The organism is Paragemmobacter straminiformis (genome assembly GCF_014243445.1).
Classification (GTDB): Bacteria; Pseudomonadota; Alphaproteobacteria; order Rhodobacterales; family Rhodobacteraceae; genus Paragemmobacter; species Paragemmobacter straminiformis.
Genome location: NZ_JACLQD010000003.1, coordinates 144,752 through 158,702, shown reverse-complemented (window position 1 = coordinate 158,702; position 13,951 = coordinate 144,752). Strand labels below are relative to the sequence as shown.

The window sequence follows — 13,951 nt, the reverse complement described above, 5'->3', positions numbered from 1 at the left end:
CGCTTACCCGCTTTGCGCCCGCTTTCAAAGGGTCAGGGCGCGCGAAGTGCTGTCACATCGGTCGCCTTCACGGCGATTCCCCCGCGCAGGATCAGTTCCACCCCGTCCGGCCCGCGCCGCGCTTCGGTGATCGGCGCGTAGCTTTCCACCGGATCGGTCCGCAGCACAGCCCCCGCCGCGCGGCTTTCCAGCTTCAGCGTGTATTTCCCCGGCGGCAGCGGATCACCCGCCGCATCGGCCCCATACCACGCATAGGACGTGGCGTTGACGGGCACCTCCTCGCGCGAGACGACCTTGCCCGATGCGTCCGTGACCACCAGCGTCGCGCCATCGGCCGTTGTCGCCGGTTTGGGCGATATCGTCACGGGAGACCCCTCGAACCACACGGGCGCGGCGGACCGCGCCTCTTGCCCCACCCATCCGGCAAGCTGCGCCATATTCGCAAGGCTCGACTGCGCGGCCAGATCGGCAAGCAACTGGTTCGTCTTGACCTGCTGCTCGACCCCCGAAAAGGTCGCCAGCTGCACCGCGTAATCGGCGCCCTCGATCGGGTTCATCGGATCCTGATTCGTCATCTGCACGGTCAGCATCTTCAGGAACGTATCGAAATCCGCACTGATCGCGGGTTTCGTGGTCTGCGTGGGCTTTGTCGTAACCTGTGCAATCTCCATCGCCACCTCCTTCACAGGCGCAAATCCAGCCCGTCGCGGGCCGGTCTGCGCGGTTTCACCGTCACGATTTCACCGTCGCTCTCTGCAGCGCGATAGTGACGGGGGTGCGGAACCCCGCGCTCCTGGCCACCCGTGCCGGAAAAGGAAAACGACGCTCCGGCAAAGCCCGCCTGACGGAACTCGGCCACCAACTGGTCGGAATGTCTGCGCAGCAGGTCCAGCGTCTCGGGCCGTTCGACCACCAGCGCCACATGGATCGCATCGCCGCGCCCCTGCATCTCGAACCGCAGGGGGCCAAGGTCTTCGGGGCTAAGCATGACAGTCACAGGCCCCTCGGTCCCCGTTTGTGCCTGCTGCACAAGCGCCGCAGGAACGCCCGGCGGCAATTCGTGCCGGATCGGGGCGGGTCTGTGCGCGACAGGCCCTTCGGCCAAGGGCGCGGCGGGGTCGGCACCGCCTTGCAAGGGGGCAAAGCCGCTGGCCGGTTGCGCGGCTTCAACGGCCGCGCTTTCGGCAGGCGACCCGAAGGACGGGCGGGCACCTTCTTCGATTCCCGGCCCAGCGCCCCGCGCGTCGATCCGTTCGGGCGGCAGGGGCGCATCCTTGGCCGTCGAAAGGCTGGCGGCCATATCGTCAGGCTGCGGCGGAACATCCGCCTTCGTCGGCCTTTCCTTTACCACGCTTTCCGGCTCGGGCGCGGCCAAGGGCGGCGCCCCCTTTGCATCGGGCACCACGATGGCAGGCGTCGGGGCCAAATCGCCCGACCTATCCGCCGCCGCATGGTGCGGCACCTCGGAAACGGCAGGCGGCAGCCCGATGACCGCCCGCCCCGCAACAGGCACTTGGGCTTGCGGTCCTGCCACGCCTTCGGGAAAAGCCAAAGGCACGGCCCGCGCGGGCGGGGCAGACCCTTCTACCGCAGGCAAAGCGGCCAAAGCCGGCATATCGCCCCGATCTGACGGCCCCAAGGGCGGTTTTGCGGGCTGTCGGGGTGCAGCGTCCCGCCCCCCCGCTTGCGGCGTGGCAACCGCGGGGGGGAATGATGCCCGTTCCGCCACCCCCTCGCGCCCGCCATCGGGCGCGCCTTTCGCCGCGACGGGCAAGGGGCCTACCCTCTCTGCCTCTGCGCCCGGGCGGACTTCACCCACCTGTCCGGCAGATTGTGCCGCCCCGTCAACTACCGCCGCCCGCATGACAGGCAAGACCGCCACAGCCCCGCCTGACAGAACGGGCGGCAAGGGTGCAGCGACCGCCACCCTGTCCGCATCGGGCAGATCATCCCGACCTTGCGATATGCTGTCCCGCGCATGAAAAACCGCCCCCGATGCCGCCGCCGCACCATCGGGCGGGGGCGCGGTTTCCTTTGCCACCACAGGCGCCCTGCCTGCCAAGGGCAATGGCACAGCCACAGGCAGCACGGCCAAGGGCGGCAGGAATGGGGCGGGCGGCCCCGCATCCTTGTCATGCAGGTCGGTTTCCTTCGGCGCATCCCCTGCGACCGGAAGCGGCACGCCCGCATCTTCCTGCCCCGTTGTCTGCCAGAACATCGCGCCGGCCTGCGGCACCGCCACAGGGGGCAGGGCAACCGCAGCGCTGGCCATAGCGGCAGGGTCCGCCACCGGAACGGCCACATCCGGCAGGGCAAAGCCGCCCGCTTCCGGCACGCCCTCGACAGCGAAGCACGCCACAAGATCACCCGTTTGCGCAATGTCAGAGACTGTTTCGCCCCGCATCGTCACCGAACCAAGCACCAAGGGAATCATCCGCACCGACCTTCTGCCGCACCCCGCCAGCATCGCCGCCATCCGTTACCGAATTCTTTACCCGCGGCCGGCATTCTGCCTCGCAGTCCAGAATGGAGCCTGCCCGTGATCCCGCCCCTCTCCTCTGTCACCCCGCCCGCGTCATCGCTGCGCGCCAAGGCACAAGACCTCGAAACCGCGTTCCTTGCCGAAATGCTGGGCCATGCGGGGCTTGGTCCGCAGCAGGGCGCATTCACAGGCGGCATCGGCGAAGAACAATTCGCCTCGTTCCTGCGCGAGGCGCAGGCAAAGGCAATGGTCCGCGCGGGCGGCATCGGCCTGACAGAAGCACTGTTTCGCGCGATGGGGGGCAAGGATGCAGCCGGTTGACCAGCTACTTGACGATCTTCGTACCGCCCTTCGCCAAGGGGAATTTGCGCGGATATCGGCAATTTCAGCCATGTTAGACACTGTTTTACCCGGGCCAGACCCCGCAACCCTGCGCCGTGCCGCGTGCATCGCACGCGAGAACGCGCAGCTTTTGCAAGCTGCCATGGCTGGCCTGCGCGCCGCCTCGCGCCGCCTGTCCGACCTGCGCTCGGGCCGCAGCCTGACCACCTATGACGGCACGGGCCGACGCATCGACCGCAGCGCGCCTGTTGCCGGATCAAAGCGGATTTGAATCGGATTGTCCCTACTCTGCCCGCGCCGTTAGCAAAGACTTAGCACCCTTGGATTTGACTGGTCCCTGCATCCCCGACGGGATGGCGCGGCACAGACCGCACCGGCCAGAAGCCGCCACTCCCAAAACGCAGCCGCCAAAGCCGCGCTGCACGAAAGGACGGAAAACATGTCGTCGATTCTGACCAACACCAGCGCGATGGTCGCGCTGCAAACCATGAAATCCATCAACGCGGGGCTGAGCAAGACGCAGTCCGAAATCTCGACCGGCAAGTCGGTCGGCAGCGCCAAGGACAATGCCACCGTCTGGATCACCTTGGCGTTCGAGGAATAGGCCCGCTGCGTCTGGATCAGCGCGGTCAGTTCCGCCGCCACATCGGTCGTCGACCCCTCGCGCGCGTAGCCGATCACCTTGCCCGTCGGCCCCGTTCCCGCATCCCACAGGAAGAAATTCCCCGACTGGGGAGAGACCTGATAGGTCTGGTTCGACATGGTCCGCAGGCCGTTCGGGTTCGGCACGTCGACCAGCGGGATCTGGTAGATGCGGCGGATGAAGCCGGTGTCATAGCTTGCCGTGACAAAACCGTTCTCGTCCACCTCGACCGCCGTCAGGTTACCGACCGGCGAGCCATCCTTGGTGATCGACACGGGCGCGAAGCTGTCGGACAGCTGCGTCAGCCCGTTCGGATCGCCCAGGCGCCCGATAGTCACCGTCATCGGGCCACCCTTGACCGTCAGCGCCAGCGTGCCCGCCGCCGCGTCATAGGCGCCGCCGGACACCGCCGTAACCGAAGACAGCGTGCCCCCGTTGCCGCGGCTGTCGTCGAACACCAGCGTATATTCCCCGATCACCGCGCCGCCTTGGGCGGAATCGCGGATCACCATGTTCCACTTGTTCGACGCCCCGGTTGCCGGAACGTCGGGGGTAAAGGTGATGTCCAGCGTTTCAGACGTGCCGAGGTTGCCGAAATACTCGACCGACAGCGGCAGCGTGCCGCCGCTAGCCCCCGCCTCGGTCTGCACGGCGGGCAGGTTCACGCCCAGTCCCATCACCGTCGTCGGGTCGCCCGCTGTCTGGTTGGCGTTGATGACCACCGGTTGCAGCCCCTGGATCGTATCGCGGGCGTTGACCGGGATCGACCCGTCGGCATTGGCAGGCCACCCCAGCAGCACCAGCCCCGATTCCGTCTTGAGAACCCCGTTGGCATCGGTGCGAAATGCACCCGTCGTCGTCATCACCAAGGGTTGGTCCGAAAAATCCGACCCCATCGACACCGCCGGAATGACAGGCAGCATCCCCCGCCCCGAAACCGCGATGTCCAGCGAATTGGCCGTGCCGACCAGCGCCCCCCGCTCCTCGATCAACCGCGTGGTCGAGGCCCGCACCCCGCCCGCCGAATAGGTCCCCGACCCGCGGGCCGAGGTGATGACCATGCTTTCGAAATCGGCCGAGGCGCGCTTGTAGCCATAGGTGCCCGAATTGGCGATGTTGTCGGAAATCGCCGCAAGCCGCGTGGCATTGGCATTCAATCCGGCAACACCGGCGTTCAAAGATGAGGAAATCGACATAAGACGCGCCCTTCTGTAGCCATGTCCCTTCTGGGTTGGCCCATCCTTGCGCCTGTTGCGTTAACACCGCCCTAATGCCGACAATGCGATGCAGTTTACCGGTTCTTGCGCAGCAAGATCACCTCGATCCGGTTGTTGCGTATCGCCTGCGGGTTCGCGGTCACCGTCTTGCGGTCGGCAAAGCCCGTCACCCTCTGGACCCGCGCCGCATCCAGCCCCGCCTTTTCCAGCAACCCCCGCATCACCTGCGCGCGCTCGGCCGACAGGTTCCACGTCGGGTTCTCGATCAGCGGCAAGGGATAGCTTCGCACATGCCCGTTCACCGCGACCTGATTGCTGGCAAGGTCCAGCACCTCGACCAGCACGCCCGCGATCTCGGTCAGCACATGGTCGGGCATGGCCGAATCCGGCAGGAACAGGGCCTGATCCTCGACGTCGAACAGCTCGATCACCAACCCCTCGTCCGTGACCCGGGTGACGACATGGCGCATCAGGCGCTCCATCGTCATGCTTTCACCCGTGCGCGCGGTCAGGGCCTTTTCCACCTCGACCAGCGTTTCGGCCTCGGCGACCGAGTCCTTCTCGCCGCTTTCGCCCCGCGCCTGCATCTCTTCGGTCGGAACCGACGCCGATGCCCCCGTGCCGTTCTGCGCAAGCGTCTGCTCCGACAGCACGGAATCGCCGCCGAAAGACCCGTCGCCGCCGCCCGAAATGCGGTTCACCGGAATCGTCGGGTTGAAGTAATCCGCAATCCCCTTGCGTTGCTTTTCCGTCGTCGCGTTCAACAGCCACATCAGCATGAAAAAGGCCATCATCGCAGTCACAAAGTCAGCATAGGCGACCTTCCAGGCCCCCCCGTGATGACCGCCACCCGCGATAACCTTCTTGCGCTTGATGATAACCGGCGCGGCATTGCCCTGCGCGGCCATCGTTTACCCCAAGATTTCACACACCCGCCGCCAGCTTGGCCCCAAGGGGTGAATCAAACCCTAAGCAATGGAATTGTCGCTATCTTCCCCAAGGCCCGAAAGCACCATCAGCGTATGCAGACCTATGGTCGCGTAATCGGCGCGGAACTGCCGCGCGGCCGCATGGGTCAGACCAAGCTCGATCCGAAGCGGCGTTCCCTGTGACAGCACCTCGAACCGGCTGCGCGGCAAACCGGTGCGCGCTGCCAGAAAATCGGCCAGATCGCGCGTCACCCAACCCGTAACCCGCGTAAGGTAAAGGTCAAACCGCTGAAACGCGCGGTCGATGGCGATCAGCCCCGCATCGGGAAAGCGCTGAACCAGATGGCGGCACAAGGCCCGGTCCAGACCCGTCGCCACCGCACCCGTGATGGGGTCGCCCTCGGCCCCCATCATGCGAAGCCGTTCGGACAGGGCTTCGTTCACGGTGCCGTCGGGCAGGTACACATCATAGACCGCGCTGGCGGGATCGGATTCGATCAGCGTCAGGCTGTTCATCCGGCCAAGGCTTTGCTGCAGCCGCGAGACCTCGTCCCGCGGCAATCCGGTCAGGACCAGACCGCCCGGACCCGCAAGGGCCGCGCCGATCTCTCCGGCGTCGAGCCCCGTCTCGACCACGATCTGCCGCACGGTGCGCTGCACCCGCAACGGCATGGCAAGCTGGATCGACAGGTCGACCAGATCGCTTGTCACGCCATCCCCGTCGACCCGCACGCGCAGGCCAAAGCTGCGGAGCAGATTGGCCAGACGGCGTGCCGTATCCGCATCAAGCCCCTCGGCCAGAACCGAAGGCGCCGAGCTGAGCCGTTCCAGCGCAACGCGTTCCGGCAGGTTCAGGTGTTGCTGCAAGGTTGCGGCGGCCAAAGCCGCCGAAGGCCCCGTCGAAACGAGCACAAGCCGCAACCGCGCCGAGGATGAAAGCTCTGTCGTCATCTTAAACAGTCACGCATCCCGTAAGGTCCGCCGCGCAAAGTATTTGCGCATTCTGACCCGTTGGTAAAAAGGAAATACGAAACTGAAGCAAAGCCAACTCGAAACATCGTTGCACCAGACAAAAATGCCGCGCTTTCGGATGGATTTTGCATGGCCATTCGTCAGCCGGACCACCCGGTCCGGCCAACGCGCAATCCCTACCGGATCACTCGGCCGAGGATTTCGCCCAAAGGTTGATGTCCTCTTCGCCGGAAATCCGGTCGATCTCGGCCAGTTCCTCATGCGTGAAGTCAAGGTTGCCGATGGCCCCGGCGCAATCGACCACCTGTTCGGGCTTTGATGCCCCGATCAGCGCCGTGGTGATGCCGCCATTGCGCAGCACCCATGCAATCGCCATCTGCGCCAGCGTCTGCCCGCGCTTTTGCGCCAGTGCGTCCAGCGCACGCACCGATTCAAGCGCCGAATTGGTGATCGTCGCGGGGTCGAGGCTCTTGCCCTGCGCCGCGCGGCTGCCCTGCGGGATGCCGCCCAGATACTTCTTGGTCAGAATCCCCTGCGCAAGCGGGGTAAAGGCGATGGACCCCACCCCCAGATCGGCCAATGTCTCTTTCAGCCCGTCATGCTCGACCCAGCGGTTCAGGATGTTGTAGCTCGGCTGGTGAATGACAAGCGGCGTGCCCAGCTCTTTCAGGATCGCATAAGCCTCGCGCGTGCGCTGGCTGTTGTAGCTTGAAATGCCCACATAAAGCGCGCGGCCCGACCGGACGATATGGTCCAGCGCCATCATCGTCTCTTCCAGCGGGGTGTCCGGGTCGAAGCGGTGCGAATAGAAGATGTCGACGTAATCCAGCCCCATCCGCTTCAGGCTCTGGTCACAGGATGCGATCAGATACTTGCGGCTTCCCCATTCGCCATAGGGTCCGTCCCACATGTTGTAACCGGCCTTCGAGCTGACGATCAGCTCGTCCCGATAGCCCGCGAAATCGGTTTTCAGGATATCGCCGAACGCCTCTTCCGCGCTGCCGGGCGGCGGGCCGTAGTTGTTGGCAAGGTCGAAATGCGTGATGCCAAGGTCAAAGGCCGTGCGGCAAATGTCGCGCTTCACCTGATGCGGCGTGTCGTGGCCGAAGTTGTGCCAAAGCCCAAGGCTGATCGCGGGCAATTGCAGCCCCGATTTGCCACAGCGGCGATAGACCATCTTGGTATAGCGGTCGGCGGCGGGGGTATAGGTCATCGCGTCCTCCATCATGACAAGGGCGGCGGTGCCATCCACACCGCCGCCCGTTCTGTTCATCATATCAACAAATCAGACGAAGCGGTTCCAAAGGTTTTCCAACCGCTCCTGACGGCCCGAGCGCGGCTCGGGGTTCAGCCCCTTGGCGGTCACCACCGCCGCCGCATCTTCCAGCGACCCGGCCAGCAGTGCCTTGGCCTCGGGCTTGTTCCAGCCGGCGTAGCGTTCGGCCCGCGCCCGCTCCATCGCGCCGTCCTGCATCAGCGCTGCCGCCGATTTCAGCGCGCGGGCGCAAACGTCCATCCCGCCGACATGGGCAAGGATCAGGTCCTCGGGGTCCAGCGATTGCCGCCGCACCTTCGAATCGAAATTGGTGCCGCCGGTGGTGTAGCCGCCCGCCCGCAGGATTTCGTAGAAGGCCACGGCCTTTTCCGCATGGTTGTTCGGGAACTGGTCGGTATCCCATCCGGTCTGGTAATCGTTCCGGTTCATGTCGATCGAACCAAAGATTCCCAGCGCGTTGGCCAGCGCGATTTCATGCTCGAAGGAATGGCCCGCCAGAATGGCATGGCCCTGCTCGATGTTCAGCTTGACCTCTTTTTCCAGACCGAACTGCACAAGGAAGCCGTACACCGTCGCCACGTCATAGTCATACTGGTGCTTGCTCGGCTCTTGCGGCTTCGGCTCGATCAGGATCGTGCCCTTGAAACCGATCTTGTGCTTGTATTCGACCACCTGCTGAAGGAAGCGCCCCGCATGTTCGCGCTCGGCCTTCAGATCGGTGTTGAGCAGCGTCTCGTAGCCCTCGCGCCCGCCCCACAGCACATAGTTCGCGCCGTTCAGCTTGTGCGTGGCATCCATGTTCGCCTTCACCGTCGCGGCGGCATAGGCGTAAACGTCCGGATCGGGGTTCGTGGCGGCACCCGACATCCAGCGCCGGTGGCTGAACATGTTGGCCGTGCCCCACAGAAGCTGCGTCTTGTGGCTGGCCTGCTTCTCGCCAAGGTAGTCAACGATTTCCTCAAGGTTGCGCTTGCTCTCGGCAAAGGTCGCCCCCTCGGGCCGCGCATCCGCATCGTGGAAGCAGTAGAAGGGCGCGTTCAGGATATCGAACATCTCGAACGCCACATCGGCCTTCATCTTGGCCAGCGCCATCGTCTCGCCGAACCACGGCCGCTCGAACGTCTGCCCGCCGAACGGGTCACCGCCCGGCCAGGCAAAGCTGTGCCAATAGGCGACCGCAAAGCGCAGATGGTCCTCCATCCGCTTGCCCAGAATCACCTCGTCGGGGTTGTAATGCCGGAAGGCGAACTCGTTTGTGCTGTCCGGCCCCTCGTATTTGATCTGCGGGATGCCTTTGAAGAAATCGGTCATTTCAAGCCTCGAATAGCGGTTTGCGCGGCATGGTAGCGGGCATGGCCCGCGTCGAAGGCCGCCGTAAGCCTGCGGTCAGGTTCGATGGTCTTTGCAATCGGCGGCAAGGTCGCCACTTCTGCGCCCGCGCCGGTGGCGGCCATCAGGCCAAGGCGCGCGGCACCGAATGCCCCGCCGAAATCGCCCGCCACGGGCAATTGCACCGGAATGTCCAGCGCCGTCGCGATCGCACGCAACCAATACTCCGACCGCGACCCGCCCCCGACCGCAAGCAACCGCTCCAGCTTTGTGCCGGTCGCCGCCAGCGCGTCGCGGCTGTCGCGGATGGCGAATGTCACGCCCTCCAGCACAGCCCGCGTGCCCGCCGCGCGGTCGGTCGCATGTTCCAGCCCAAGGAAAGCGCCGCGGATGGCGGCATCGTTCAGCGGGGTCCGCTCTCCGCCCAGATAGGGCAGGAAAATACCCTTCCCCGGAGCCTGCAAATCCCCAAGCGATCCGGTCAGCTTTGCCGCCGTCTCGCCCACCAGACCCGCATACCAGTTCAGCGCATCGGTCGCGGCAAGGATCACGCCCATCTGGTGCCAAGTGTCCGGCAACGCGTGGCAAAAGGTATGGACAGCCGTCTCGGGCGCGGGCTGATAGCCGTCGTTCGCCGCGAACAGCACGCCGCTTGTGCCAAGCGACACAAAGGCATCGCCCGCCCGCACCACGCCGACGCCCACGCCCGAAGCCGCATTGTCGCCGCCGCCACCGGCCACGACAACGCCCTTGGGCAATCCCCAGCGGCTTGCCAGCGCGTCACGCAACGATCCCGAAACCTGCGACCCCTCGACCAGACGGGGCATCTGCGCACGGCTCAGCCCTGTCGCGGCCAGACACTCCTCGGACCAGTCGCGCTTGCCGGTATCAAGCCAGCTCGTCCCTGCGGCATCCGACATCTCGGCCACATGCTCGCCCGTCAGCCAAAGCCGCAGATAGTCCTTGGGCAGCAGAACCTTGGCCACCTTTTCCCAGATGCGCGGCTCGTGGCGCTGCACCCAGACCAGTTTCGGCGCGGTAAAGCCCGGAAACACGATGTTGCCGGTGATCCGGCGGAACTGCGGGTCGCCGTCCAGCTCGGCAGCCTCTTCATGGCTGCGCGTGTCATTCCACAGGATGCAGGGACGCAGCACCTCGTCCGCGGCATCCAGCAGCGTGGCGCCATGCATATGCCCCGACAGCCCGATCCCGCGCACCGACCCCAGACCGTGGGCGGCCAAAGCCTCCATCACGATCTCGGCGGCGGCGATCCAGTCGGCGGGAAGCTGTTCGCTGTGCCCCTCGGCCGGGCGCTGCACGGTCAAAGGTGCCGACGCTTCCGCCAGCACCTTCTGCGCGTCGTCGATCAACACCCCCTTGAGGCCGGAGGTGCCAAGATCAAGTCCGATATACATCATGCTGCCTTTGCAGGTTTCTTGCCCATGATGATCATGCCAAGAATGTCGTCATCGGTCACTTCGTTCACGTTGACCGTGCCGACAAGCTGTCCGTTCTTCATCACACTCGCCCTATCGCACAGCTTCATGACGTTGTGAATGTCATGTTCGATAAGAAAAATGCCAAGTCCCTGCTTTTTCAATTCTTCGATCAGCTCGGCCACCATCTGCGTCTCGTGCGGGCCAAGGGCGGCGGTCGGTTCGTCCATGATCAGGATCTTGGCGTTGAAATAGACCGCCCGCGCGATGGCGACCGACTGGCGCTGCCCGCCCGAAAGCGCGCTTACCGGCACGTTGAACTTGCGGAAGTTGGGGTTCAGCCGCGCCATGATCTTGCGCGTCTCGGCTTCCATCTTCGTCTCGTCCACGAAACCGAAGCTGTTGACGATCTCGCGCCCGAGGAAAAGGTTCGACGCGGCATCGAGGTTATCGGCCAGCGCAAGCGTCTGGTAGATCGTCTCGATGTTCTGCGCCCGTGCATCGCGGGGGCTGGTGATCTCGACCTTTTCGCCGTTGATGCGGATTTCGCCCGCATCGGCCTGATAGGCGCCCGACAGGCATTTGATCAGCGTCGACTTGCCCGCGCCGTTATGGCCCAGCAACCCCACGACCTCGCCGGGGTAAAGGTCGACCGTCACGTGGTCGACCGCCTTGATCCCCCCGAACGAGATCGAGATGTCGCGCATTTCGACAAGGGGTGTTCCGCGGTTGGTGCTCATGGCTTCTCTCCCCTTACTTGATGCGCTTGCGGTAGATGATGTCGAGATAGACGGCCAGAACCAGCGCCGCACCGATTACGATCTTGCGGTAGGAACCGTCCCCGAAGCCGATCAGCACCATGCCGGTCTGCAACGACACAAGCACCAGCGCGCCGATGATCGCGCCGTAGATCGTGCCGACGCCGCCGGCCAGCGACGTGCCCCCCACAACCGCCGAGGCGATCACGTAAAGTTCGTCCAGATCCCCCAGCGCGTTGGTGGCGCTGTTCAGACGGGCCGAGGCGATGACCCCCGCCAGACCGGCAAGCCCGCCCATCAGCGCGAATATCTTCACCGTCATGGCGCGGGTATTGATCCCCGACAGTGCCGCCGCTTCGGGGTTGCCACCGATGGCGAACACATAGCGGCCAAACCGCGTCCGCGTCATCAGGATCGTCATCAGAATGGCGACCACCGCCAGCAGGATGACCGGATAGGCATAGCCATGCGCGATGAACACGCCCTCGGGCACGTCCTGTCCCAGCGTGGCGTAATAGTCCTTGAGAATACCCTTCGGCCAGGGATACGAGTTCACGATCAGCGTCGCGATCACGATGATCGAGCAGCCCAGCAGCCCCATGAACCATTCGGCCCAGACCGGACGCAGCGGAAAGCCGTGCAGCCTGCGGTTCTTGCGCCCGTTCAGCACCAGCCAGATCACACCGGCACTGGCAATGGCCGCGATGATCCAGCTTCCGGTCGCGCCGATCGATCCGTATGGCCCGCCCCCGATCAGCGCAAAGGTCGAATCCACCGGCGAAATCGTCCGCCCGCTCGATGCCAGAAAGGCGACGCCGCGCCAGACCAAAAGACCGCCCAGCGTGACGATAAAGGAAGGAATGCTCAGATAGGCGATCATGCCGCCCTGAAGCGCGCCGATCAGCGCCCCCATGATGATGCCGAAGGCGACCGTCACGATCCAGATCATCGGATGGCCAAGGCCGACATATTGCGGCAGCCATTCCACCTGCAACAGGCCCATGTACATGCCCGTCACACCGACGATCGAACCGACCGACAGGTCGATGTTGCGCGTGATGATGACCAGCACCATCCCCGTCGCCATGATCCCGATCGATGCCGTCTGCACCGACAGGTTCCACAGGTTGCGCGGCGTCAGGAACGATCCGTCACCCAGCACCAGCGCGCCGTAAAGGTGGAAACCCACCCAGATAAGCAGCAGCGCACCGACCATGCCGATCAGTCGCGGGTCAAGTTCCGTCGCGCGCAGAAAGCGGGCAATCGCTCCCTCGGCCTTGTCTTGGGCTTGGGGTTGATGGGTTGTTTCGGTCATGTCTCGTCCAATGATGCTGAGAGGCGGCGCCTGCGGATCGGGTCACTCCGGATCGGCAGCGTCAAACCGGTGAGGACGCATCGGCCGGTCATGTCCGGCCCGTCGATAAACAAGGGCGCCGGCCCTTTCGGACCGGCGCCCCGCGTTCAAGCGATTATTCGCAGCCCTTCACGCCGGCAACCGCGCCTTCGCAAGCGGCTTCCTTGGTGATGTGGCCGGCGTCGATCGCCAGGTTCACGGTGTCCTTGGTGATCGCGGTCGGGGTCAGAAGGATCGCATTCATCTCAACGCCCTTCTCGCCGCCCGAGAACTTGGTCGCACCCGGAACCGCGTCAAGCGCAGCGCCGTCAGCCAGCGACGAAGCGATTTCGCCAGCGGCCTTGCCAAGCTGGCGCGCGTCTTTCCAGACCGAAACGGTCTGGGTGCCACGGGCCACACGGTTGATCGCGGCAAGGTCGCCGTCCTGACCACCCAGCGGAACGTTCAGACCCTGTGCTGCCAAAGCAGCGGCAGCGCCACCGGCCATGCCGTCGTTCTGCGACAGGACAGCGTCGACCTTGTTGTCGTTCGCGGTCAGGATCTGTTCCATGTTCTTCTGGGCGTTCTCGGGCTTCCAGCCGTCCGAGTTCGCTTCACCGACGATCTTGATGTCGCCCGAGTCGACGGCCGGCTGAATCACCGACATCATGCCCTGAAGCAGGAAGCCGACGTTCGGGTCACCAGGGTCGCCCTTGATGATCGCATAGTTGCCCTTGGGGGCAGCGGCGAACACGTTTTCCGCGATGATCTTGCCGACGCCGACGTTGTCGAAGGTCAGATAGAAGGTGCGGTTGTCTTCGATCAGGCGGTCATAGCCGACGACCGGAATGCCTTCGGCAGCGGCTTTTTCGATGGCCGGCCCGATGGCGTCCTTGTCCCAGGCGTTGATGATCAGGGCGTCGACACCCTGGCTGATCAGCGCGTCGATGTCCGAAAGCTGCTTTTCAGCCGACGACTGGGCGTCAGCCGAGACGTATTCGTTGCCGGCGGCTTCGATGGCGGCCTTCATGGCAGCTTCGTCGATCTTCCAGCGCTCTTCCTGGAACTGGGCCCAGGACACACCGATCTTCTTGCCCTCGGCCAGCGCGGCCGACGAGAAGCCGGCCACCGCGACGACGGCGGCGAGAAATACCTTATGCATTTTTATCCTCCCATGGATGCGGCCAACGCATGGCCGGTCCGACAGATTCGTCGGCACGCGGGGAAAACTGCC

The 13,951-nt window shown here is 64.5% G+C and carries 12 protein-coding genes and 2 pseudogenes; 3 read left to right on the top strand and 11 right to left on the bottom strand.

Annotated elements, in window-relative coordinates:
* Positions 1-32: 32 nt before the first annotated feature.
* Both H7F16_RS11305 and H7F16_RS19680 read right to left on the bottom strand, forming a co-directional pair.
* Positions 33-671 (bottom strand): flagellar hook capping FlgD N-terminal domain-containing protein, encoded by a 639-nt coding sequence (locus tag H7F16_RS11305; RefSeq protein WP_185797710.1) that lies wholly within the window; start codon positions 669-671, stop codon positions 33-35.
* Between the two features lie 11 nt (positions 672-682).
* Positions 683-2,434: a flagellar hook-length control protein FliK gene (locus tag H7F16_RS19680; protein WP_241741421.1), complete on the bottom strand. Its 1,752-nt coding sequence runs from the start codon at positions 2,432-2,434 to the stop codon at positions 683-685.
* A 105-nt stretch (positions 2,435-2,539) separates the two neighbouring features.
* On the opposite strand from H7F16_RS19680, the gene H7F16_RS19675 reads away from it, so the two are divergent.
* From H7F16_RS19675 to H7F16_RS19670, 3 genes and pseudogenes are all read left to right on the top strand, one after another.
* Positions 2,540-2,803 carry a rod-binding protein gene (locus tag H7F16_RS19675; RefSeq protein WP_422121120.1) on the top strand — a complete coding sequence of 88 codons (264 nt, stop codon included), beginning with the start codon at positions 2,540-2,542 and terminating at the stop codon, positions 2,801-2,803.
* Positions 2,804-2,966: 163 nt separating this feature from the next.
* The gene (locus tag H7F16_RS19900; protein ID WP_277818379.1) at positions 2,967-3,095 is read left to right on the top strand and encodes a hypothetical protein; all 129 of its coding nucleotides are present in this window, start codon (positions 2,967-2,969) and stop codon (positions 3,093-3,095) included.
* 168 nt (positions 3,096-3,263) lie between these two features.
* Positions 3,264-3,404, top strand: a pseudogene (locus H7F16_RS19670) (flagellin N-terminal helical domain-containing protein); the annotation flags it as partial.
* On the opposite strand, the pseudogene H7F16_RS11290 reads toward H7F16_RS19670, so the two are convergent.
* The 9 genes and pseudogenes from H7F16_RS11290 to H7F16_RS11250 all read right to left on the bottom strand — a co-directional run.
* A pseudogene (locus tag H7F16_RS11290) lies at positions 3,365-4,663 on the bottom strand (flagellar hook protein FlgE); the annotation flags it as partial. The pseudogenes H7F16_RS19670 and H7F16_RS11290 overlap by 40 nt on opposite strands.
* Positions 4,664-4,758: 95 nt before the next feature.
* Positions 4,759-5,592 carry a flagellar motor protein MotB gene (locus H7F16_RS11285; protein WP_185797706.1) on the bottom strand — a complete coding sequence of 278 codons (834 nt, stop codon included), beginning with the start codon at positions 5,590-5,592 and terminating at the stop codon, positions 4,759-4,761.
* 60 nt (positions 5,593-5,652) lie between these two features.
* Positions 5,653-6,564, bottom strand: a complete 912-nt coding sequence (locus H7F16_RS11280) for a hypothetical protein (protein WP_185797705.1) — start codon at positions 6,562-6,564, stop codon at positions 5,653-5,655.
* A 205-nt stretch (positions 6,565-6,769) separates the two neighbouring features.
* Positions 6,770-7,798 carry an L-glyceraldehyde 3-phosphate reductase gene (mgrA, locus tag H7F16_RS11275; RefSeq protein ID WP_185798124.1) on the bottom strand — a complete coding sequence of 343 codons (1,029 nt, stop codon included), beginning with the start codon at positions 7,796-7,798 and terminating at the stop codon, positions 6,770-6,772.
* A gap of 72 nt (positions 7,799-7,870) precedes the next feature.
* Positions 7,871-9,172, bottom strand: coding sequence for a xylose isomerase (gene xylA / locus H7F16_RS11270; RefSeq protein WP_185797704.1), 1,302 nt, complete (start codon positions 9,170-9,172; stop codon positions 7,871-7,873).
* Positions 9,169-10,605, bottom strand: coding sequence for a xylulokinase (gene xylB / locus H7F16_RS11265; protein ID WP_185797703.1), 1,437 nt, complete (start codon positions 10,603-10,605; stop codon positions 9,169-9,171). Before xylB ends, xylA begins: the two co-directional genes overlap by 4 nt.
* Positions 10,605-11,366: an ATP-binding cassette domain-containing protein gene (locus H7F16_RS11260; RefSeq protein WP_185797702.1), complete on the bottom strand. Its 762-nt coding sequence runs from the start codon at positions 11,364-11,366 to the stop codon at positions 10,605-10,607. The genes xylB and H7F16_RS11260 overlap by 1 nt, the downstream gene beginning before the upstream one ends.
* Positions 11,367-11,379: 13 nt before the next feature.
* Positions 11,380-12,699 carry a sugar ABC transporter permease gene (locus H7F16_RS11255; protein WP_185797701.1) on the bottom strand — a complete coding sequence of 440 codons (1,320 nt, stop codon included), beginning with the start codon at positions 12,697-12,699 and terminating at the stop codon, positions 11,380-11,382.
* 154 nt (positions 12,700-12,853) lie between these two features.
* Positions 12,854-13,879, bottom strand: coding sequence for a substrate-binding domain-containing protein (locus tag H7F16_RS11250; RefSeq protein ID WP_185797700.1), 1,026 nt, complete (start codon positions 13,877-13,879; stop codon positions 12,854-12,856).
* Positions 13,880-13,951 lie beyond the last annotated feature (72 nt).